The organism is Pseudomonas sp. MPFS, from assembly GCF_022537035.1.
GTDB lineage: Bacteria > Pseudomonadota > Gammaproteobacteria > Pseudomonadales > Pseudomonadaceae > Aquipseudomonas > Aquipseudomonas sessilinigenes.
In genome coordinates this window covers 5,716,863-5,739,009 of sequence record NZ_CP066123.1, presented here as the reverse complement: position 1 = coordinate 5,739,009, position 22,147 = coordinate 5,716,863, and the positions used below count along the sequence as shown (strand labels likewise).

Annotated in this window: 23 protein-coding genes; 21 read left to right on the top strand and 2 right to left on the bottom strand. The window is 60.3% G+C overall.

The annotated features are described in order from the left end of the window. Positions 1-156: 156 nt before the first annotated feature. The 21 genes from trmJ (at position 157) to I9018_RS26120 (ending at position 19,024) form a co-directional block, all read left to right on the top strand. Positions 157-927 carry a tRNA (cytosine(32)/uridine(32)-2'-O)-methyltransferase TrmJ gene (gene trmJ, locus I9018_RS26220; RefSeq protein WP_241107900.1) on the top strand — a complete coding sequence of 257 codons (771 nt, stop codon included), beginning with the start codon at positions 157-159 and terminating at the stop codon, positions 925-927. Further along, on the top strand, positions 927-1,703 hold the full coding sequence (gene cysE, locus I9018_RS26215) for a serine O-acetyltransferase (protein ID WP_124347492.1): 777 nt from the start codon (positions 927-929) through the stop codon (positions 1,701-1,703). The genes trmJ and cysE overlap by 1 nt, the downstream gene beginning before the upstream one ends. A 237-nt stretch (positions 1,704-1,940) precedes the next feature. Beyond that, positions 1,941-2,432 (top strand): Fe-S cluster assembly transcriptional regulator IscR, encoded by a 492-nt coding sequence (iscR, locus tag I9018_RS26210; RefSeq protein ID WP_011063217.1) that lies wholly within the window; start codon positions 1,941-1,943, stop codon positions 2,430-2,432. Between the two features lie 50 nt (positions 2,433-2,482). Continuing rightward, positions 2,483-3,697 (top strand): IscS subfamily cysteine desulfurase, encoded by a 1,215-nt coding sequence (locus I9018_RS26205; RefSeq protein WP_068584719.1) that lies wholly within the window; start codon positions 2,483-2,485, stop codon positions 3,695-3,697. A gap of 93 nt (positions 3,698-3,790) precedes the next feature. Continuing rightward, complete coding sequence (iscU, locus tag I9018_RS26200; protein WP_007929523.1) at positions 3,791-4,177, top strand: Fe-S cluster assembly scaffold IscU; 387 nt, start codon at positions 3,791-3,793, stop codon at positions 4,175-4,177. Between the two features lie 42 nt (positions 4,178-4,219). Further along, the gene (gene iscA / locus I9018_RS26195; protein ID WP_007929524.1) at positions 4,220-4,543 is read left to right on the top strand and encodes an iron-sulfur cluster assembly protein IscA; all 324 of its coding nucleotides are present in this window, start codon (positions 4,220-4,222) and stop codon (positions 4,541-4,543) included. 8 nt (positions 4,544-4,551) lie between these two features. Continuing rightward, positions 4,552-5,073, top strand: a complete 522-nt coding sequence (gene hscB, locus I9018_RS26190; RefSeq protein ID WP_068584722.1) for a co-chaperone HscB — start codon at positions 4,552-4,554, stop codon at positions 5,071-5,073. 51 nt (positions 5,074-5,124) lie between these two features. After that, a complete protein-coding gene (hscA, locus tag I9018_RS26185) occupies positions 5,125-6,987 on the top strand; it encodes a Fe-S protein assembly chaperone HscA (protein ID WP_241107899.1) in 1,863 nt (620 codons plus the stop codon). 3 nt (positions 6,988-6,990) lie between these two features. Then, a complete protein-coding gene (gene fdx / locus I9018_RS26180; protein WP_068584733.1) occupies positions 6,991-7,332 on the top strand; it encodes an ISC system 2Fe-2S type ferredoxin in 342 nt (113 codons plus the stop codon). Between the two features lie 14 nt (positions 7,333-7,346). Beyond that, on the top strand, positions 7,347-7,547 hold the full coding sequence (gene iscX, locus I9018_RS26175) for a Fe-S cluster assembly protein IscX (RefSeq protein ID WP_022640701.1): 201 nt from the start codon (positions 7,347-7,349) through the stop codon (positions 7,545-7,547). Between the two features lie 94 nt (positions 7,548-7,641). Continuing rightward, complete coding sequence (ndk, locus tag I9018_RS26170) at positions 7,642-8,067, top strand: nucleoside-diphosphate kinase (protein WP_068584736.1); 426 nt, start codon at positions 7,642-7,644, stop codon at positions 8,065-8,067. A gap of 31 nt (positions 8,068-8,098) precedes the next feature. Then, positions 8,099-9,247, top strand: coding sequence for a 23S rRNA (adenine(2503)-C(2))-methyltransferase RlmN (gene rlmN, locus I9018_RS26165; protein WP_241107898.1), 1,149 nt, complete (start codon positions 8,099-8,101; stop codon positions 9,245-9,247). A 12-nt stretch (positions 9,248-9,259) separates the two neighbouring features. Further along, positions 9,260-10,018 (top strand): type IV pilus biogenesis/stability protein PilW, encoded by a 759-nt coding sequence (gene pilW, locus I9018_RS26160; RefSeq protein WP_068584742.1) that lies wholly within the window; start codon positions 9,260-9,262, stop codon positions 10,016-10,018. Continuing rightward, positions 10,018-11,043 carry a RodZ family helix-turn-helix domain-containing protein gene (locus tag I9018_RS26155; RefSeq protein ID WP_241107897.1) on the top strand — a complete coding sequence of 342 codons (1,026 nt, stop codon included), beginning with the start codon at positions 10,018-10,020 and terminating at the stop codon, positions 11,041-11,043. Before pilW ends, I9018_RS26155 begins: the two co-directional genes overlap by 1 nt. A 3-nt stretch (positions 11,044-11,046) precedes the next feature. Next, positions 11,047-12,156, top strand: a complete 1,110-nt coding sequence (gene ispG, locus I9018_RS26150; protein WP_068584755.1) for a flavodoxin-dependent (E)-4-hydroxy-3-methylbut-2-enyl-diphosphate synthase — start codon at positions 11,047-11,049, stop codon at positions 12,154-12,156. Positions 12,157-12,178: 22 nt separating this feature from the next. Continuing rightward, complete coding sequence (gene hisS, locus I9018_RS26145) at positions 12,179-13,468, top strand: histidine--tRNA ligase (RefSeq protein ID WP_068584757.1); 1,290 nt, start codon at positions 12,179-12,181, stop codon at positions 13,466-13,468. Between the two features lie 40 nt (positions 13,469-13,508). Further along, complete coding sequence (locus tag I9018_RS26140; RefSeq protein WP_068584760.1) at positions 13,509-14,150, top strand: tetratricopeptide repeat protein; 642 nt, start codon at positions 13,509-13,511, stop codon at positions 14,148-14,150. After that, the gene (bamB, locus tag I9018_RS26135; protein ID WP_068584762.1) at positions 14,143-15,294 is read left to right on the top strand and encodes an outer membrane protein assembly factor BamB; all 1,152 of its coding nucleotides are present in this window, start codon (positions 14,143-14,145) and stop codon (positions 15,292-15,294) included. The genes I9018_RS26140 and bamB overlap by 8 nt, the downstream gene beginning before the upstream one ends. 141 nt (positions 15,295-15,435) lie before the next feature. After that, on the top strand, positions 15,436-16,908 hold the full coding sequence (gene der, locus I9018_RS26130; RefSeq protein ID WP_068584764.1) for a ribosome biogenesis GTPase Der: 1,473 nt from the start codon (positions 15,436-15,438) through the stop codon (positions 16,906-16,908). Positions 16,909-17,096: 188 nt separating this feature from the next. Next, entirely contained in the window at positions 17,097-18,245 is a 1,149-nt protein-coding gene (locus I9018_RS26125; protein ID WP_241107896.1) for a pyridoxal phosphate-dependent aminotransferase, read from the top strand. Further along, the gene (locus I9018_RS26120; RefSeq protein WP_241107895.1) at positions 18,233-19,024 is read left to right on the top strand and encodes an amidohydrolase; all 792 of its coding nucleotides are present in this window, start codon (positions 18,233-18,235) and stop codon (positions 19,022-19,024) included. Before I9018_RS26125 ends, I9018_RS26120 begins: the two co-directional genes overlap by 13 nt. Before the next feature lie 242 nt (positions 19,025-19,266). Here the strand turns inward: I9018_RS26120 and leuA are convergent, their stop codons facing one another. Next, positions 19,267-20,946: a 2-isopropylmalate synthase gene (gene leuA / locus I9018_RS26115; protein WP_241107894.1), complete on the bottom strand. Its 1,680-nt coding sequence runs from the start codon at positions 20,944-20,946 to the stop codon at positions 19,267-19,269. Between the two features lie 377 nt (positions 20,947-21,323). After that, positions 21,324-22,145: a M23 family metallopeptidase gene (locus tag I9018_RS26110; RefSeq protein ID WP_068584769.1), complete on the bottom strand. Its 822-nt coding sequence runs from the start codon at positions 22,143-22,145 to the stop codon at positions 21,324-21,326. Positions 22,146-22,147: the final 2 nt, after the last annotated feature.

Sequence of the window (22,147 nt, the reverse complement as noted above, 5' to 3'; positions counted from 1 at the left end):
GTCGTTCGCTTTGATCGTATTGCTCCGCCGTATGGTATCTAAGAAAAGGGGCAGCCTGGTTCGAGTCCAGAAGTAGCGAGCTGGTTATTTTTAAGGCGGGAGTACGGGCTGTTCTGTAAGATTTATTCCCCTTTTCCCTGTCCGAGAGCACTTCCCTTGCTGCAGAACATTCGTGTCGTCCTGGTCAATACCAGTCATCCCGGCAACATCGGTGGGGCTGCGCGCGCCATGAAGAACATGGGGTTGTCGCGCCTGGTGCTGGTGGACCCTCGGGTGTTTCCATCTCACGAGGCGGATGCGCGAGCCTCCGGTGCCACGGATATCCTGCAGGGGGCCCAGGTGGTCGCCACACTTGAAGAGGCTTTGGTCGGTTGCACCCTGGTGTTCGGCACCAGTGCTCGCGAGCGGAGCATTCCGTGGCCGCTGCTCGATCCTCGCGAGTCCGGGGGCAAGGTGGTGGAGGAGGCGGGCAAGGGCGCCCAGATTGCCCTGGTGTTCGGTCGTGAGGATTCCGGCCTGACCAACGACGAGTTGCAGCGATGTCATTTCCATGTGCATATCCCGTCGGACCCGGCGTTCAGCTCGCTGAACCTGGCGACGGCGGTACAGGTGCTGACCTATGAGGTGCGCATGTCCTGGCTGGCGATACAGGGCCGGTCGGGCGGGGTGGGCAAGGATGAGACGGTCGCTCCCAGTGATGAGCTGGCGACCATGGATGAGCTTGAGCGATTCTACGAGCACCTGCAGCAAGCGCTGGTGGAAATCGATTTCCTCGATCCGCAGAAGCCCCGGCACCTGATGGCGCGCTTGCGCCGGCTGTTTGGTCGCAGCTCGGTCACCCGGGCGGAAATGAATATATTGCGCGGCATCCTCACGGAGACCCAGAAAGCGGCGCGTGGGGAGCTGCTGAAACGGAAGGATCAGTGATGTTCGAGCGTCTGCGTGAAGATATCCAGAGCGTATTCCATCGAGACCCGGCGGCGCGCAATGCCTTCGAGGTGCTGACCTGCTATCCGGGCATGCACGCGATCTGGATCCATCGTTTGTCCGGCGCCTTGTGGGGCATGGGGTGGAAGTGGCTGGCACGCCTGGTGTCGAACTTCGGGCGTTGGCTGACTGGGATCGAGATTCATCCAGGGGCCAAGGTCGGGCGTCGTTTCTTCATCGATCACGGCATGGGGATCGTCATTGGTGAAACCGCCGAGATTGGTGATGACGTCACTCTCTATCAGGGAGTGACCCTGGGCGGCACAAGCTGGAACAAGGGCAAGCGTCATCCGACATTGGAGGATGGCGTCGTGGTCGGGGCGGGCGCCAAGGTGCTTGGGCCTTTCACTGTCGGTGCCGGGGCCAAGGTCGGCTCCAATGCGGTGGTGACCAAGGCGGTGCCCGCGGGTGCGACGGTGGTCGGCATACCGGGGCGGATCATCATGAAGTCCAGTGATGAGCAGCACGCCAAGCGCAAGGCCATGGCGGAAAAGCTCGGGTTCGATGCTTATGGCGTCAGCGAAGACATGCCGGATCCGGTGGCGCGCGCCATTGGCCAATTGCTCGATCACCTGCAGGCCGTCGATGTGCGCTTGGAGGGTATGTGCGGAGCACTGAAGGATCTGGGAAGTGAGTACTGTGCCAAGGATCTGCCGGCGCTGCGGGAAGAAGACTTCGCCGAGGTCAAGGAAAAGGGCGGTAGTCAGGTCGGTTGATTGCCTCGGGCATGGCTTTCCTGTGCCGGTCGGATCACTGCTGAAGGGCTGATCCGACCGGCGAATGACCCGTAGGTCAGCTGCTGCCATCCTGCTGTGCCATTACGTCGCAGGCTTTGCTATGATTCGCGCGCTCTTTTACGGGTAAATCCGACTAAAGTAGTTGGTCTTATAGTTGACTCGATTACTCGGGTATTGCATACTCGCCTCCATTCCGAAACTCCGTGGTACTTGTCCATGCGACTGACTACTAAAGGCCGATATGCGGTGACCGCCATGCTTGATCTGGCGTTGCACGCGCAACATGGCCCGGTCTCCCTGGCCGATATCTCTGAGCGCCAAGGCATCTCCCTGTCCTATCTCGAACAGCTTTTCGCCAAGCTGCGCCGCAGTAACCTGGTTTCCAGTGTTCGTGGTCCTGGTGGCGGTTATCAGCTATCGCGTGACATGCAGGGAATCCAGGTGGCTCAGGTGATCGATGCGGTGAACGAATCGGTCGATGCAACCAAATGCCAAGGATTGGGCGATTGTCATGCCGGTGACACCTGTCTTACTCATCACCTGTGGTGCGATCTAAGCCTGCAGATTCACGAATTTCTGAGCGGTATCAGCTTGGCTGACCTTGTCACCCGCCGTGAGGTGCAAGAAGTAGCCCAGCGTCAGGACCAGCGCCGTTGTAATGGCAAGGCGCCGCGCCTGGACAAGATTGAAGCGTCCGCCGTCGAATGACAGCCAAAGAGCTAGCGGCACGCCAGCCAGCCTGATTTAGGAGAGAGTCCATGAAATTGCCGATTTACCTTGATTACTCAGCAACCACTCCGGTCGATCCGCGTGTTGCGCAAAAAATGAGTGAGTGCCTGCTGGTCGACGGGAACTTCGGTAACCCGGCGTCCCGCTCCCACGTGTTTGGCTGGAAGGCCGAGGAGTCGGTGGAGAACGCCCGTCGCCAAGTGGCTGACCTGGTCAACGCCGATCCGCGTGAAATCGTCTGGACTTCCGGTGCCACCGAGTCCGACAACCTGGCCATCAAGGGCGTCGCGCATTTCTATCACACCAAGGGCAAGCACCTGATCACCTCGAAGATCGAGCACAAGGCTGTCCTGGACACCATGCGCCAACTCGAACGCGAAGGCTTCGAAGTGACCTACATCGAGCCGGGTGAAGACGGCCTGATCACTCCGGCCATGGTGGAAGCTGCTCTGCGTGACGACACCATCCTGGTTTCGATCATGCACGTGAACAACGAAATCGGCACCGTCAACGACATCGCCGCCATTGGCGAGCTGACCCGCTCCAAGGGCATCCTGTTCCATGTCGATGGTGCCCAGTCCACCGGCAAGGTCGAAATCGACCTGCAAGCGCTGAAAGTCGACCTGATGTCGTTCTCTGCCCACAAGACCTACGGCCCCAAAGGCATCGGCGCACTGTACGTGAGTCGCAAGCCTCGTGTGCGCCTGGAGGCCACCATGCACGGCGGCGGTCACGAGCGCGGCATGCGTTCCGGGACCCTGGCTACCCACCAGATCGTCGGCATGGGCGAGGCCTTCCGCGTTGCCAAGGAAGACATGGCAACCGAGAACGCCCGCATCAAGGCCCTGAGCGATCGTTTCTACAAGCAGGTCGAGCACCTGGAAGAGCTGTACGTCAACGGCAGCATGACTGCTCGTGTGCCGCACAACTTGAACCTGAGCTTCAACTACGTCGAAGGCGAGTCGTTGATCATGGCGCTCAAGGACCTGGCGGTGTCTTCCGGTTCGGCCTGTACTTCGGCCTCCCTGGAGCCTTCGTACGTGCTGCGTGCCCTGGGCCGTAACGACGAACTGGCGCACAGCTCGATCCGCTTCACCTTCGGCCGTTTCACCACCGAAGAGGAAATCGACTACGCGGCCCAGAAGGTCTGCGAGGCCGTTACCAAGCTGCGCGCCCTGTCGCCGCTGTGGGACATGTACAAAGACGGTGTCGATATCTCGAAGATCGAGTGGGCGGCACACTGAATTTAAGTCGCCGCACGGGGTTCTGCAGGACGTATCGACTAAGCGGTTTGCAGGACCCAAGAGCGACTCTCTGATGAGTGAGGATTAAGAATCATGGCTTACAGCGAAAAGGTCATCGACCACTACGAGAACCCGCGTAACGTCGGCAAGATGAACGCGGAAGATCCGGATGTCGGCACCGGCATGGTCGGTGCTCCTGCCTGTGGCGACGTGATGCGCCTGCAGATCAAGGTCAACGAGCAGGGCATCATTGAAGACGCCAAGTTCAAGACCTACGGCTGTGGCTCGGCCATTGCCTCCAGCTCCCTGGCCACCGAGTGGATGAAGGGCAAGACCCTGGATGAAGCCGAGACCATCAAGAACACCCAGCTGGCCGAAGAACTGGCCTTGCCGCCAGTGAAGATCCACTGCTCGGTGCTCGCCGAAGACGCTATCAAGGCGGCTGTCCGCGACTACAAGCAGAAGAAAGGCCTGATCTGACCGATCGGCTTTCACAGATTTGGCGACAAGTAAGGAGTGACGATGGCTATCAGCATGACAGAAGCGGCTGCTCAACACGTGCGACGCTCCCTCAATGGGCGCGGCAAGGGTGATGGGATTCGCCTGGGTGTTCGCACCACAGGCTGTTCCGGCCTTGCCTATGTGCTGGAGTTCGTCGATGAGATCGGCGAGGACGATCAGGTGTTCGAAAGTCACGGCGAGAAAGTGATCATCGACCCGAAAAGCCTGACCTATCTGGATGGCACCGAGCTTGACTTCGTCAAGGAGGGGTTGAACGAGGGTTTCAAGTTCAACAATCCCAACGTGCGCGGTGAATGTGGCTGCGGCGAAAGCTTCAACATCTGAGGCGGCTCGTGGGTACTCCTTGTCATTTCGCTTTATTCGAGTTGCAGCCTGGTTTCCGCCTGGATCTCGAACAGTTGGCCGCGCGTTATCGAGAGTTGGCGCGCGGAGTTCATCCTGACCGTTTTGCCGATGCTCCCGAGCGTGAGCAACGGCTGGCGCTGGAGCGCTCGGCGAGCCTCAATGAGGCTTACCAGACCCTCAAGAGCCCTCCCAAGCGTGCTCGCTATCTCCTTGCCCTCAAGGGGGGCGAGCTGCCGTTGGAAGTCACGGTGCACGACCCTGAGTTCCTGTTGCAGCAGATGCAATGGCGCGAGGAGCTCGAGGACCTGCAGGACAGTGCTGACCTGGCAGGGGTGGCGGCCTTCAAGCGGCGCCTGAAGGTTGCCCAGGATGAACTGAACGAAGGCTTCGCAGCCTGTTGGGATGATGCAGCGCAACGCGAACAGGCCGAGCGCCTGATGCGGCGCATGCAGTTCCTCGACAAGCTCACCTACGAAGTGCGCCAGTTAGAAGAGCGCCTCGACGATTAACCTAGTGCCGCTCCGGTCGCACGCCTGATATACAGATAAGTCCAGATAGACATGGCCCTACTGCAGATCGCTGAACCCGGCCAAAGTCCTCAACCGCACCAGCGTCGCCTGGCTGTGGGGATCGACTTGGGTACTACCAATTCGCTGGTCGCTGCCTTGCGCAGCGGTCTTTCCGAGCCGCTGGCCGATGCGCAGGGGCAGGTGATCCTGCCGTCTGCCGTGCGTTATCACGCCGACAGCGTTGAGGTGGGCGAGTCCGCCCGCCTGGCTGCCCCCTCCGATCCGCTCAATACCGTGCTCTCGGTCAAGCGCCTGATGGGTCGAGGCCTGTCCGACGTCAAGCAATTGGGTGAGCAGCTCCCCTATCGCTTCGTCGATGGCGAATCGCACATGCCGTTCATCGAAACGGTCCAGGGCCCCAAGAGTCCTGTCGAGGTTTCTGCCGAGGTACTGAAGGTTCTGCGTCAGCGCGCCGAGGCAACCTTGGGTGGGGAGCTGGTGGGGGCTGTGATCACCGTGCCTGCCTATTTCGACGATGCTCAGCGCCAAGCCACCAAGGATGCAGCCAAGCTGGCGGGCTTGAACGTGCTGCGCCTGCTCAATGAGCCGACTGCCGCAGCCGTAGCCTATGGGCTGGACCAGCATGCCGAAGGCGTGGTGGCGATTTACGACCTGGGTGGCGGCACGTTCGATATTTCCATCCTGCGCCTGACGGGCGGTGTCTTCGAAGTGCTGGCCACCGGCGGTGATACCGCACTGGGTGGCGATGACTTCGATCACGCTATCGCGGGCTGGATCATTCAAGGGGCAGGGTTGTCTGCCGACCTTGACCCGGGGGTCCAGCGTAACCTGCTGCAAACCGCTCGTACTGCCAAGGAAACCCTGACCGCAGCGGCCTCTGTGGAGGTCCGGTACGGTGACTGGTGTTCTGTGCTGACCCGTGAAGCCTTCGATGGGCTGATCGAGCCCATGGTCGCTCGCAGTCTCAAGGCGTGTCGTCGTGCTGTTCGTGACTCCGGTGTCGAACTCGATGAGGTTCAGGCCGTGGTCATGGTGGGCGGCTCGACTCGCGTGCCGCGGGTGCGCGAGGCCGTTGCCGAGATGTTCGGTCGCCAGCCGTTGACCGAAATCGACCCTGACCAGGTCGTGGCCATTGGGGCGGCCATTCAGGCCGACACCCTGGCTGGCAACAAGCGCGATGGTGGCGAACTGCTGCTTCTGGACGTGATTCCGTTGTCCCTGGGCCTGGAAACCATGGGCGGGCTGATGGAAAAGGTGATTCCGCGCAATACCACCATTCCCGTTGCCCGTGCCCAGGATTTCACGACCTACAAGGATGGCCAGACGGCCATGATGATCCATGTGCTGCAGGGCGAGCGCGAGCTGATCAGCGACTGCCGCTCCCTGGCGCGTTTCGAGTTGCGTGGTATCCCACCGATGGTGGCCGGTGCCGCGAAGATCCGTGTGACCTTCCAGGTTGACGCCGATGGCCTGCTCAGTGTGTCTGCCCGTGAGCTGGGCTCGGGCGTGGAGGCCAGCATCCAGGTCAAGCCTTCCTATGGCCTGACCGACGGCGAGATCGCCAGGATGCTCAAGGACTCCTTCCAGTATGCCGGCGACGACAAGGTCGCCCGCGTGCTGCGTGAGCAGCAGGTCGATGCTCAGCGCCTGATCGAGGCGGTGCAGGGTGCCCTGGAGGCTGATGGCGATCGCCTGCTGGATGCCGAGGAGCGCATGGTCATTGAGCTGCAAATGCAGGAACTTAACGAATTGATGCTCGGTACCGATGGTTATGCCATCGAGCAACAGACCAAGCGCCTGTCGCAAGTGACCGACGCCTTTGCGGCCCGCCGCCTGGATTCGACGGTGAAAGCTGCCCTGGCGGGGCGCAACCTGAATGAGATTGAGGAATAACTGATGCCGCAGATCATTTTTCTGCCACATGCCGTGTTCTGCCCGGAAGGCTTGGTCGTCGACGTCGAGCCAGGGGTTTCGCTGCTTGAGGTTGCCCATGACAACCACATCGAGATCGAGAGTGCCTGTGGCGGTGTCTGTGCCTGCACTACTTGCCATTGCATCGTGCGCGAAGGGTTCGACTCGCTGAACGAAGCCGATGAGCTGGAAGAGGATCTGCTGGACAAGGCCTGGGGCCTGGAAGCCCAGTCGCGCCTGTCGTGCCAGGCTATCGTTGGCGATGAAGACCTGACCGTTGAAATTCCCAAGTACTCGCTCAACCACGCGGCCGAAGCGCCGCACTGATTCAAGGAGCCATCATGAGTCTGAAGTGGGTTGATGTACTGGAAATCGCGATCCAGCTGGCTGATTCGAAGCCGGATGTGGACCCGCGTTATGTGAACTTTGTCGATCTGCACAAGTGGGTTCTGGCGTTGCCGGAGTTCAGTGACGATCCAGCTCGCGGAGGCGAGAAGGTTCTTGAAGCAATTCAGGCTGCCTGGATCGACGAAACTGACTGAATCCGCGGGCTACGCAGTTAGGCAATCCCTTTAAACCCGCGTATAATTCGCGGGTTTAATTTTTCGCTTTAATCACCGTTTCTGGAGTTACACCATGGCTGTTCAACGTACTTTCTCCATCATCAAGCCTGACGCTGTTGCAAAAAACGTTATCGGCAAGATCGTTTCCCGTTTCGAAGAAGCCGGCCTGCGCGTTGTAGCTTCGAAAATGAAGCAACTGTCCAAGGCCGAAGCCGAAGGTTTCTACGCTGAGCACAGCGAGCGTGGCTTCTTCGGCGAACTGGTTGCCTTCATGACTTCCGGTCCGGTTGTCGTTCAGGTTCTGGAAGGTGAAAACGCTATCGTTCGCAACCGCGAGCTGATGGGCGCTACCAACCCTAAAGAAGCTGCTGCCGGTACCATCCGTGCTGATTTCGCTGAGTCCATCGACGCCAACGCCGTTCACGGTTCGGACTCCGAAGCTGCCGCTGCTCGCGAAATCGCTTACTTCTTCGCAGCTACCGAGGTGACCACTCGCTAAGCCATTGGGCCAGTGAGTGAAAGGTGAAACCATGACTACATCGATCGGCAAAACTAACCTGTTGGGGCTGACTCAACCGGAAATGGAGAAATTCTTCGACTCAATCGGGGAGAAGCGTTTCCGTGCCGGTCAGGTAATGAAATGGATTCACCACTTTGGCGTCGATGATTTCGATGCCATGACGAATGTCGGCAAGGCCTTGCGCGAGAAGCTCAAGGCCGTTGCCGAGATTCGCGGTCCGGAAGTGGTCAGCGAGGACATCTCCAGCGACGGTACCCGTAAATGGGTGGTGCGCGTGGCGTCCGGCAGCTGTGTCGAGACCGTTTACATTCCCCAGGGCAAGCGCGGTACCTTGTGCGTTTCGTCCCAGGCAGGCTGTGCCCTGGATTGCAGTTTCTGCTCCACCGGCAAGCAAGGCTTCAATAGCAACCTCACTGCCGCCGAAGTCATCGGCCAGGTGTGGATTGCCAACAAATCCTTTGGCAGCGTTCCCGCGACCATCGACCGTGCCATCACCAATGTGGTGATGATGGGCATGGGCGAACCGCTGCTGAACTTCGACAACGTCATCGCGGCCATGCACCTGATGATGGACGACCTGGGCTACGGCATCTCCAAGCGCCGCGTGACCCTGTCGACCTCCGGCGTGGTACCGATGATCGATGAGCTGGCCAAGCACATCGATGTCTCCCTGGCGTTGTCCCTGCACGCTCCCAACGATGCGCTGCGCAACCAGTTGGTACCGATCAACAAGAAGTATCCGTTGAAGATGCTGCTCGAGTCGTGCCAGCGCTACATGTCGGCCCTGGGCGAAAAGCGCGTGCTGACCATTGAGTACACCCTGCTCAAGGACGTCAACGACAAGCCGGAACATGCGACGCAGATGATCGAGTTGCTCAAGGATATTCCTTGCAAGATCAACCTGATCCCGTTCAACCCGTTCCCGCATTCCGGTTACGAGCGTCCGAGCAACAACGCCATCCGGCGCTTCCAGGACCAGCTGCACCACGCTGGCTTCAATGTCACTGTGCGCACCACCCGCGGCGAAGACATCGATGCCGCCTGTGGTCAGTTGGTAGGCCAGGTGCTGGATCGCACCCGTCGTAGTGAACGCTATATCGCCGTGCGCGAGCTGAGTGCCGACGCCGATATGCCGCAAAGCGCCGCGGCCCGTACCTGAGAGAGGATCTCCATGGCCTTGCGCTTAGCGCTGCTCCTGCTTGTTGCCAGCTTGTGCGCTGGCTGTGTCCTGTCGGGCGATACCAGCCCGATGGGCACCAGCAAGGGACGTGATGAGGCGCGCCAGGCTTATGTTCAGCTCGGCCTTGGGTATCTGCAACAAGGCATGGGCGAACGGGCCAAGGTTCCCCTGAAGAAGGCCCTGGAGCTCAGCCCTGCCGATGCCGATGCCAACGCGGCCCTGGCGTTGGTGTTCCAAGCCGAAATGGAGCCTGCACTTGCCGATGCGCAATTTCGCAAGGCTCTGGAGGCAAGTCCGAAAAATGCCCGGATCCTCAATAACTACGGCAGCTTCCTGTTCGAAGAAAAACGTTATGAAGAGGCCTATCAGCGCTTCGAGCAAGCGGCGGCCGATACCCTGTACCCTGAGCGCTCCCGGGTTTTCGAGAATCTTGGGGTAGCCGCTTCGAAGCTGGGGCAGCGTGGACTGGCCCGGTTGCAGTTGTCGAAAGCCCTGCGTTTGAACCAGCAACAACCTCGCGCATTACTGGAAATGGCTGAGTTGTCTTACGAAGACAGGCATTATGTGCCCGCGCGTGATTATTACGATCGTTTTAGCCTGCTTGGCGAGCAAAATGCACGTAGTCTATTGCTCGGCACCCGGCTGGCTGTGGTGTTCGACGATCATGACAAGGCCTCCAGTTACGGTCTGCAACTAAAACGACTTTATCCCGGTACGCCGGAATATCAGCAATACCTGTCGGAGCAATGATGAAAGTGGCGCAACCCGAAGTTCAAGCAACGACTCGCGTCAATCCCGGTGAAACCTTGCGCCAGGCCCGTGAAAGCAATGGCTGGTCGCTGGCTGAGGTGGCCCACAAGCTCAATCTCACCGTGAGCTCCCTGAGCAACCTGGAAGCCGGAGCCTTCGACAAGCTCCCAGGCCACACCTTTGCCCGTGGATACATTCGTGCCTATGCCAAGTTGCTGGGCCTGGACCAGGCGGTCCTGGTCCAGGCATTCGATCAATATACCGGCACCGACTCTCAGGGCAGCGCCGTCCACGCCCTGGGCCGTATCGAAGAACCCGTGCGGGTCTCCCATACCATCCTGCGGATTGTCAGCTTGCTGTTGTTGGTGGCCGTGGTCGGTGGCGGTTTCGTCTGGTGGCAGGACCAGACCGCCCAGCGTGGTAAGGAACAGGTTGCCCTGAATCCTGAGCATGTCGAAGTGGAGGGCGCCGACGGCAAGACCCAGATCCACCCTCTGGACGAGCCGGAAGACCAGGCCGTTGCCGAAGCCAAGAGCGAAGCCGACGCCAATGCCGCGCAATATGCCAATCCGCTCGCTGAGGCTCCAGCCAGCCCCGCAGCTCCAGTGGCGCCCGTTCCCGTTGCACCTGTAGCGCCCACCCATGCTGCACCGGCACAAACCGTTGCACCGGTGGCGACCGTGCCAGCGGCGCCGCTTCCGGCCCCGACGGCTCCTGCCCCGACCACTCCTGTTGCGCCAGTCGCCGCGACCAATGCTCCGGTTCCCACTACCGCGGCTGCCGGTTCGGCCCAGGTGCAGATCCAGTTCAGCGCCGACTGCTGGACCCAGGTTAGCGACGGCAATGGCAAGATCCTGCTCAGTGCGCTCAAGCGCAAGGGTGAAGTCGTCGATGTCAGCGGCAAGCCGCCTTTCGCTGTCCGCCTGGGTTATGCCCGCGGTGCTCAAATCAGCTACAACGGTCAGGCGGTGGATATCGCCCCGTTCATCACTGGCGAGACTGCTCGCCTGAAGTTAGGTCAATAAGTCATGCACGGCGAATCTCCAATCAAACGTCGCGAGTCCCGCAAGATCTGGGTTGGCTCGGTACCGGTAGGGGGCGATGCCCCGATCGCGGTGCAGAGCATGACCAACAGCGACACCAACGACGTGGCCGCAACCGTGGCCCAGATCAACCGCCTGGAAGCCGCCGGTGTCGATATCGTGCGGGTTTCGGTCCCGGATATGGATGCCGCCGAGGCGTTCGGCCGGATCAAGCAACTGGTCAAGGTCCCACTGGTGGCCGATATTCACTTCGACTATCGGATCGCCCTGCGCGTGGCTGAGCTGGGCGTCGATTGCCTGCGTATCAACCCCGGCAACATCGGTCGAGAGGATCGAGTTCGGGCGGTGGTCGATGCGGCTCGCGACCGCGGTATCCCGATTCGTATCGGGGTCAATGCCGGTTCGCTGGAAAAGGACCTGCAAAAGAAATATGGCGAACCGACCCCCGCCGCACTGGTCGAGTCGGCACTGCGTCATGTCGAGCATCTGGAACGGCTGAATTTCCAGGACTTCAAGGTCAGTGTGAAAGCTTCCGACGTGTTCATGGCCGTCGAAGCCTACCGCTTGCTGGCCAAGGAAATCGTCCAGCCCCTGCACCTGGGCATCACCGAAGCCGGTGGATTGCGTTCAGGCACGGTGAAATCCGCCGTCGGCCTCGGTATGCTGCTGGCCGAAGGGATTGGCGATACCATTCGCATCTCGTTGGCGGCCGATCCGGTCGAGGAAGTGAAGGTCGGCTACGACATCCTCAAGTCCCTGCACCTGCGTTCCCGTGGCATCAACTTCATCGCCTGCCCGAGCTGCTCGCGGCAGAATTTCGATGTGGTCAAGACCATGAACGAACTTGAAGGGCGCCTCGAGGACTTGCTGGTACCCATGGATGTCGCGGTGATCGGTTGTGTAGTCAACGGCCCGGGCGAAGCCAAGGAAGCCCATGTGGGGCTGACCGGTGGTACGCCGAACCTGATTTACATCGATGGCAAGCCATCGCAGAAACTGACCAATGACAACCTGGTGGATGAGCTCGAAAAGCTGATCCGGCAGAAGGCGGCCGAGAAGGTCGAAGCCGACGCAGCGCTGATCGCTCGTGGCTAACCGAACGTATTAAGGATTTTTTGTGAGCAAGTCTCTGCAAGCCATTCGTGGCATGAATGACATCCTGCCCGAGCAGACGCCCCTGTGGCGCTACTTCGAGGGTACCGTGGCGCGTTTGCTGGATAACTACGGTTACAAGCAGATCCGCATGCCTATCGTCGAATTCACCGAGCTGTTCAAGCGCTCCATCGGTGAAGTGACCGATATCGTCGAAAAAGAAATGTACACCTTCGAGGACCGCAACGGCGATTCGCTGACCCTGCGCCCGGAAGGCACCGCGGCCTGCGTGCGTGCGGCCCTGGAGCATGGCCTGACCGGCGCTGGCCAGGTGCAGAAACTCTGGTACATCGGCCCGATGTTCCGTCACGAGCGCCCACAAAAAGGTCGTTATCGCCAGTTCCACCAGATCGGCCTGGAAGTGTTCAACCTGGACGGTCCGGATATCGACGCCGAACTGATCGTGTTGACCTGGCGCCTGTGGGGCGAGCTGGGTATCCGTGATGCGGTGAAGCTCGAACTCAACAGCCTGGGTACCTCCGAGGCCCGTGCACGCTATCGCGATGCGCTGGTGGAGTTCCTTTCGGCTCGCCACGACCAGTTGGACGAAGACAGCCAGCGTCGCCTGAAGACCAACCCACTGCGGGTCCTGGATACCAAGGACCCGGGCACCCAGGCGGTGCTGGTGGATGCGCCGAAGCTGGCCGACTACCTGGATGAAGAGTCTCGGGTGCACTTCGAAGGTCTCAAGGCCCGCCTGGAAGCCGCTGGCATCCCCTACGTGATCAATCCGAAGCTGGTACGTGGCCTGGATTACTACAGCAAGACCGTCTTCGAATGGGTGACCGACAAGCTCGGTGCCCAGGGCACTGTCTGCGCAGGCGGCCGCTACGACGGCCTGGTCGAGCAGATGGGTGGCAAGCCGACCCCGGGCGTGGGTTTCGCCATGGGTATCGAGCGCCTGGTGCTGATGCTGGAGACCCTGGAGCGGGTACCGGAAGAAATTGCTCGCCAGGTGGATGTCTACCTTTGCGCCTTTGGCGAGGCAGCCGAATTGGCAGGCCTGGCCCTGAGCGAGCGGGTACGCGATCAACTGCCGAACCTGCGCCTGCAGGTCAACGCCGGCGGTGGCAGCTTCAAGAGCCAGTTCAAGAAGGCCGACAAGAGCGGTGCGTTGTATGCGCTGATCCTCGGTGACGACGAAATGGCCCAGCAAGTGGTAGGTTTCAAGCCCCTGCGTGGCCAGGGCGAACAACAAAGCATTGCCTGGGATGCACTCGCTGCGCACCTGGCCACCTGCGTCGTGCAGGGTTGAAGCTGTCAAACAGCCGATTTAGCGAATAAGGAGTATTGGGGTGTCGAGTACCGAAGATGAACAGCTGGCGGAATTGAAGGACTGGTGGCAGCGTAACGGCAAACCCCTGGTGACCGGTGGCCTGCTGGCTCTGGTCATCGTGTTCGGCTGGCAGGCCTGGCATAAATACCAAGGCAACCAGTCCCAGGGGGCTTCGGTGCTCTACCAGCAATTGCTGGAAACCACCCTGACACCTGATGGCAAGCCTGACGCAGCCCGTGTTACCGACTTGGCCGGCAAGCTCAACAGCGAGTTCGGCGGTACCGCCTACGCGCAGTACGGCAGCCTGTTCGTGGCCAAGGTCGCAGTGGATACCGGCAAGCTGGACGATGCGGTTGCCCAGCTCAAGGCCGTGGCGGACAAGCCGGCGAACGCGACCCTGGGCGAAGTGGCTCGTCAACGTCTGGCCCAGGTGCTGGCGGCGCAGAACAAGGTTGATGAGGCGCTGAAACTGCTCGACGGTGACACCGACAAGGCTTTCCTGGCCACCCGTGAAGAACTCAAGGGCGATTTGCTGGTCCAGTTGGGCCGCGTCGATGAAGCCCATGCCGCATACCAAAAAGCCAAGGCGGCGCTGTCGGATGAAGCGGCTGTCGGTGGCCTACAAATCAAGCTCGACGACCTGGCCAAAGGGGATGCGTGACGTGATCCGGTGGAAACATGCAGCATTGCTGGCCCTGGCCTTGTTGGCTGTGGGTTGCAGCAGCAACAGCAAGAAAGAACTGCCACCTGCGGAGCTGGTCAGCTTCAAGGAAGAGGTCGTCCTGCAGAAGCAGTGGAGCCGTTCCATTGGTGACGGCCAGGGCGATACCTACAACATGCTGGTTCCGGCCATTGATGGCAGCACTATCTACGCCTCCGATGTCACTGGCGTAGTGGTCGCCATGGATCGCATGAACGGCGACGTCAAATGGAAGAAGGACCTCGAGCTGCCTGTGTCCGGCGCTGTGGGCGTGGGTTATGGCCTGGTCATGATCGGCACCCTGAAAGGCGAAGTGGTGGCCCTGGATACTTCCAGCGGTGAAGAGAAATGGCGTGCCCGCGTCACCAGCGAGGTGCTGGCGCCGCCAGCCACCAATGGTGACGTGGTGGTAGTCCAGACCCAGGATGACCGGGTGATTGGCCTGGATGCCAGTACTGGCCACCAGCTCTGGCTCTATGACAGCACTCCAGCGGTACTGACCTTGCGGGGTACCAGTGCACCATTGGCTACCAATCGCCTGGCGCTTGCCGGCCTCTCCACCGGCAAGGTAGTGGCGCTGGACATCCGCAACGGCGTGCCGGTCTGGGAGCAGCGCGTAGCGATCCCCCAAGGCCGTTCCGAACTGGACCGGGTAGTGGATATCGACGGTGGCCTGCTGTTGTCTGGCGGTACCTTGTATGTCGCCAGCTACCAGGGGCGTGTCGTGGCCCTGGACCTGGAGAGCGGTCGTCCGCTCTGGCAGCGTGATGCTTCCAGCTATGCAGGTGTTGCCCAGGGTTTCGGTAGCGTCTACGTCAGCCTGTCCTCGGGCACCGTGGAAGGTATCGACGAGCGCTCGACCACTGCCCTGTGGAGCAATGATTCCCTGGCCCGTCGTCAATTGTCGGCCCCGGAAGTCTTCTCCAGCTACGTGGCTGTGGGTGACCTGGAAGGTTACCTGCACCTGCTGAGCCAGGTCGATGGTCGTTTCGTCGGTCGTGAGCGTATCGACAGCGATGGCCTGCGGGCCCGGCCGCTGGTGGTGGGCGACATGATCTACGTGTATGGCAACAGCGGCAAACTGGAAGCCCTGACCATCAAGTAATGGTTTGACTATGCTTGGGGTTGATTCCCCAAGCGGCCTTGTCTGGACAAGGTTCGCAGCACTTCAAGGTGCTGCCCCGAGCACCAGCCGCTGCCTCGCAGCGGCTTTTGTATTTTCGCAATTAACGCAGTGGAGAGCCGCATGGTTCCCGTAATCGCCCTGGTGGGCCGACCCAACGTCGGCAAGTCCACCTTGTTCAACCGCCTGACTCGGACTCGCGACGCCATCGTTGGCGACTTGTCCGGTCTGACCCGTGATCGCCAATACGGTGAGGCCAAGTGGCAAGGGCGTACCTATATTCTCATCGACACCGGTGGTATCTCCGGTGACGAACATGGCATGGATGAAAAGATGGCCGAGCAGTCGCTGCTGGCCATTGAAGAAGCCGATGTAGTCTTGTTCCTGGTGGACGCCAAGGCCGGGTTTACCGCAGCCGACCAGATGATCGGCGAACACCTGCGCAAACGTAACAAGACCTCCTACGTGATTGCCAACAAGGTCGACAACATCGACCCGGACATGGCTCGCGCCGAATTCGCGCCACTGGGCATGGGCGACGCGATCCCGATCGCCGGTGCCCATGGCCGCGGTATCAGCCAGATGTTGGAAATCACCCTGCGTGAATTCCCCAAGGATGACGCCGACGAGCCTGAAGAGGGTGAGGAAGAGGTCGTTGCCGAGGGCGAGGAAGCCAAGCGTATTCCTGGTCCGAGCGAGAAGGACGGGATCAAGATCGCCATTATCGGTCGTCCCAACGTCGGCAAGTCGACCCTGGTCAACCGTATGCTCGGCGAGGATCGGGTGATCGTCTACGACCAGCCCGGTACTACCCGCGACAGTATCTACATCCCGTTCGAGCGTAACGAAGAGAAGTACACGCTGATCGACACCGCCGGTGTGCGCAAGCGCGGCAAGATCCACGAGGAAGTCGAGAAGTTCTCGGTGGTCAAGACGCTGCAGGCGATCAAGGACGCCAACGTCGTGATCTTCGTCATGGACGCCCGCGAAGGTGTGGTGGACCACGACCTGAACCTGCTGGGCTTTGCCCTGGAAGCGGGGCGTGCGCTGGTGATTGCCCTGAACAAGTGGGACGGCATGCAACCCAGCGAGCGCGATTACGTGAAGACCGAGCTGGAACGCCGGCTGTTCTTCGTCGACTTCGCCGACATCCACTTCATCTCGGCATTGCACGGCACGGGTGTGGGCAACCTCTACCAGTCGGTGCAGAACTCCTTCAAGTCGGCGGTGACCCGCTGGCCGACCAGCCGCCTGACCCAGATCCTGGAAGACGCCGTGAGCGAGCACGCTCCACCGATGGTCAACAGCCGTCGGATCAAGTTGCGTTATGCCCACCTGGGTGGTGCCAACCCACCGTTGATCGTGATCCACGGCAACCAGGTGGAGAAGGTGCCCAAGTCCTATGTGCGCTACCTGGAGAACACCTACCGTCGCGTGCTGAAGCTGGTGGGCACGCCGATTCGTATCGAGTTCAAAGGCAGTGATAACCCGTACGAAGGCAACAAGAACACGCTTACCGACCGCCAGGTCAACAAGAAGCGGCGCTTGATGTCGCACCACAAGAAGGCCGATAAGAAGCGCCGGGACAAGCGTTGAGACCGTGCTTCGAGTTGCAAGCTACAAGCTGCCAGTAAAAAGCGGCAAGGGCTTGCAGCTTATGGCTTGCAGCTTGTAGCTGCGATTAAAAAGGGTCCTTGAGGGACCCTTTTTTAATCGCCGTCCTTTGGGCTATCCTCGGGACCTCCCGCGCCTTCGTAGAGCCGGGTGTTCAGCAGGGAACCCTCATGATCACCAGCAAGCTGCCGAATGTCGGCACCACCATCTTTACGCAAATGTCCCAGCTCGCGGTCGAGACCGGAGCGCTCAACCTGTCCCAGGGTTTCCCTGATTTCGACGGTCCGCAAGCGTTGCGCGATGCGCTTGCCCGACACGTCGCCAATGGCCATAACCAGTACGCTCCGATGACCGGCCTACCACTCCTGCGCCAGCAGGTAGCGGCGAAAATCGCTCGGGCTTATGGCGTCAAGGTCGATTCCGATTCTGAAGTGACCATCACCCCAGGGGCGACCCAGGCGATCTTCTGTGCAATCCAGGCGGTGATCCGCCAGGGTGATGAGGTCATCGTCTTCGATCCCAGCTATGACAGCTACGAGCCCTCTGTGGAGCTGGCAGGCGGCCGCTGTGTGCATGTGCCATTGCAACTGGGAGACTTCGCCATCGACTGGCAGAAGTTCGAGGCGGCCCTGAGTCCCCGCACGCGGATGATCATCATCAATAGCCCGCACAACCCCAGTGGGGCCCTGATCAGTCGTGCCGAGCTGGACCGGTTGGCCGAGTCGATTCGTGAACGTGATATCTACCTGGTCAGTGACGAGGTCTATGAGCACCTGGTGTTCGATGCCGTGGCTCATGCCAGTGTGTTGGCTCATGAGGAGTTGTACCAGCGGGCCTTCGTGGTCAGCTCCTTTGGCAAGACCTATCATGTAACTGGCTGGAAGACCGGTTACGTTGTGGCGCCACCGGCCTTGAGTACCGAGCTGCGCAAGGTGCATCAATATGTCAGCTTCTGTGGCGTGACACCTTTGCAGTACGCTCTTGCCGACTTCATGGCCGAGCACCCGGAACATGTCGAGGAGTTGCCTGGTTTCTACCAGGCCAAGCGTGACTTGTTCTGCGACTTGCTGAGTTCTTCTCGTTTTTCCTTCACCCGGGTGGCCGGCACTTATTTTCAACTGGTGGACTATTCACAGATTCGTCCGGACCTGAGCGATGTCGACATGGCGGTCTGGATGACTCGTGAGCATGGCGTCGCGGCCATCCCGGTGTCGGTGTTCTATCAGCAGCCGCCACAGGGGCAGCGTCTGGTACGCCTGTGTTTTGCCAAGCGCGAGGAGACGCTGCGTCAGGCAGCAGAGAAACTATGCGTGATCTGAGTACGTTACCCGACCTCAACCTGGCCCTGGTCCAGACCACTCTGGCCTGGCACGATCGCCAGGCCAACCTGGAGCATTTCGAGCAACTGCTGGAGCAGGTTCGCGGTGCCGACCTGATCATCCTTCCTGAAATGTTCACCACCGGCTTCTCCATGGATTCGGCGACCCTCGCGGAAGCGGAAAACGGGCCTACCAGCAAGTGGCTGCGTTGCCAGGCGAAAAAGCTCGATGCGGTGATCACCGGTAGCGTGATCATCCAGGCCGCGGACGGCAGCCACCGCAACCGCCTGTTGTGGGCGCGTCCCGATGGTGAAGTCTGGCACTACGACAAGCGCCACCTGTTTCGCATGGCCGGTGAACATGACCATTTCACTCCCGGTGAGCGCCAGGTGCAGTTCGAACTCAAGGGATGGCGCATTCGTCCGTTGATCTGCTACGACCTGCGTTTCCCGGTCTGGAGCCGTGACGCCCAGGACACCGACCTGTTGTTGTATACCGCCAACTGGCCGGGTGCGCGGCGTTTGCACTGGAATCGCTTGTTGCCAGCCCGGGCCATTGAAAACCTGTGTTATGTCGCGGCTGTGAATCGAGTGGGTACCGATGGCAAAGGCTTCGCCTATACCGGCGACAGCCAGGTGCTGGACTTCCAGGGCGAGACCCTGCTTAGCGCCGGAGAGGCCGACGGCGTGTTCCAGGTCTGCCTGAGTACTACGGAATTGGCGGCCTACCGTGCCCGTTTCCCGGCTAACCTCGACGCCGATAGCTTCAGGTTTACCTAGTGGCCGGTGCCGAGAAGGGGTAGGCCTGCGAGGAACAAAAGGCTCAGCAGGTGATGGAGATCCTGGCGCAGACCGCCGTGACCAGCAGCACGCTGCAGGTCCTGCAGGCGGCTCTGCTGCAGGCCATGCTCAGTGTCGACGTGCATGCCTGAGCCGAGCGGCAGCCGTGAATGAATCCTGCCGGCTAAACAAAACGGCCCCGGAGAGGAGACTCTCCGGGGCCGTTTTACCAAGAGTGGCTTTTAAGCTGCCTTGGCCTGTTGCTCGCTCAACGAGCGGTTCAGGGCGCTGAACAAGGCCTTGAAGCTGGCGGTGGTGATGTTCTCGTCAATGCCCACGCCATGCACTGCCCGCTCGCCATTGACTCGCAGCTCGATATAAGCGGCGGCCTTGGCGTTGGTGCCTGCGCCAATGGCGTGTTCGTTGTAGTCCATGATCTCCACTGCAACCGGCAAGCCGGCCACCAGGGCTTCCAGGGCACCGTTGCCCTTGCCGCGCCAGTGCAGGTTGTTTTCGCCATGGCCCTTGCCCGAAACCTCAACTTCTACCGAGCTGTGGCCGTTTTCTTCCTGCAGGCGATGGCTGACCAGCGCGTAAGGCGTATTGGCCTGCAAGTACTCGCTGTGCAGCAACGCATGGATCTGCTGGGCCGTCATCTCCAGGCCAAGGCGGTCGGTTTCCCGCTGGACGACCTGGCTGAACTCGATCTGCATGCGGCGCGGCAAGCTGATGCCGTATTCCTGCTCCAGCAGGTAGGCGATACCGCCCTTGCCCGACTGGCTGTTGACGCGGATCACGGCTTCATAGCTGCGGCCGATGTCGGCCGGGTCGATCGGCAGGTACGGTACTTCCCAGACGCCATCGGCTTGCTGCTGGGCGAAGCCCTTGCGGATTGCATCCTGGTGGGAGCCGGAGAAGGCGGTGTGGACCAGGTCGCCCACATAGGGGTGGCGCGGATGCACGGGAATCTGGTTGCACTCTTCCACCACCTTGCGCACGCCGTCGATGTCGGAGAAGTCCAACTCGGGGTCCACGCCCTGGGTGTAGAGGTTGAGCGCTACGGTGACCAGGTCGACGTTGCCGGTGCGTTCGCCGTTACCGAACAGGCAGCCCTCGACACGGTCGGCGCCGGCCATCAGGCCCAACTCGGTGGCGGCCACGCCGGTACCACGGTCGTTATGGGTATGCAGGCTGATGATCACGCTGTCACGGCGGTTGATATGGCGGCAGAACCACTCGATCTGGTCGGCGTAGATATTCGGCGTTGCCACCTCGACAGTGGCTGGCAGGTTGAGGATCACCTTGTTGGTGGGGGTCGCGTTCCAGACTTCGACCACGGCGTCGCAGACTTCCTTGGCGAACTCCAGTTCAGTGGCGCTGAAGGTTTCCGGGGAGTATTCGAACTGCCATTGGGTTTCCGGTTGCTGAGCGGCGTATTTGACGAAAAGCTTGGCCGCATTCACCGCGATTTCCTTCACCCCGGCCTTGTCCTGGTTGAAGACAATGCGGCGGAACGATGGGCTGGTGGCGTTGTACAGGTGGACGATGGCCTTCTTCGCGCCGCGCAAGGATTCGAAGGTACGGGCGATCAGGTCTTCACGGGCCTGGGTCAGCACCTGGATGGTGGTGTCGTCGGGAATATGCTTGTCTTCGATCAGGGTCCGCACGAAGTCGAAGTCGGTTTGCGAAGCGGCAGGGAACGAAGCTTCGATTTCCTTCACACCGACAGCCACCAGGGTCTTCCAGAAACGCAGTTTCTTGACCGCATCCATCGGTTCGATCAGCGACTGGTTGCCATCACGCAGGTCGGAACTGCACCAGATCGGCGCGCTGGTGATGGTCTTCGACGGCCAGGTGCGGTCCGGCAAATTGATGGTCGGGAACGCGCGGTACTTGGAAGACGGGTCTTTGAGCATGGTCATGGCGAAATCCTTATGTTCCGGGCCGAAGAGAGGCGGCCTGCCGGTGAGTCAAGAATGCAAATGTTGACGCAGGGGGATGAGGCACCGCGGTTCAGCCTGGCAGTCGTGCGCTGACGAGGCAGAGGCTCCGGTGTTGACGACGCTGAATGAGGGTGTGAGAGGTTTTCATGTGCTCAACCCTAACCACTGGGTTCGGAGATGGCAAGCAATGGGAAAAAATTGAGAGGAATACTCGTAATTTGGTTATTTGCGGGATTTTATTCTTTAGAACGTGCTTTGTCTTTTCAGGTATTGCGCAGCCATGGCTGGCTGCGCAATCTGTCGGTTTGGGTGTTTTGCCGGTGCGGCTGCAGGAAACCGCTGTGGGGGAGGGCGTTTCAGGGTTGGAACGCGCCGATGAAGATCGCCGGATCGACCCGGGCGTCGTTCAGGCTGATGTTCCAATGCATGTGCGGTCCGGTGGCTCGGCCAGTGGAGCCGACCTTGCCCACGACTGCCCCGCGAGCCAGGGATTGGCCGACCTTCACATCGATCTTCGACATATGACAGAACATGCTGATGAAACCCTGGCCATGGTCGACGAACACGGTATTGCCATTGAAGAAGTAATTACCGGTGAGGATTACCTTGCCTGCGGCCGGCGTCTTGATTGGTGTACCAGCTCCAACGGCGAAGTCCAGGCCCGAGTGCGGGTTGCGTTCTTCGCCGTTGAAGAAGCGACGTACGCCAAACTTGCTCGACAGCGGCCCGTTCACGGGCTTGTCCAGCAGCAGGTTGCTTGGGGTATTGGGGCTAAAGCTGCGATAGGCGCGCAGTTGTTCGGCCAGCTCGGCGTCGATGCGCTTCAGGTCCGCGGGGTTGGGATTCACCTGGCGCTGGTTCTTCAGGGTGATGTGCTGCTCCGGGTACTTCTTGCTGCCGACCACGAAGCTCAGGCTACGGCCGGCGCTGGTGATCTGCTGGTTGCCAGGCTTGGCCGTCAGCGCAATACCGACGATCGCCAACCAGTTGGCCTGTTCCTTCACCACCAGCACCGGCTTGCCCTGGTAGCTGGCCTTGGGCGCCTGGGTGGCTTGGCCCAGGTCGATCACTGCCACGCCGCCGGGCACGGGTTTGTTCAACAGGCGGGTGATATAGCTGTCGGCGTGGGCGTTGAAAGCCAGGCACAGCAACAGTAGGGAGCAAATAAAGCGCGGCATGG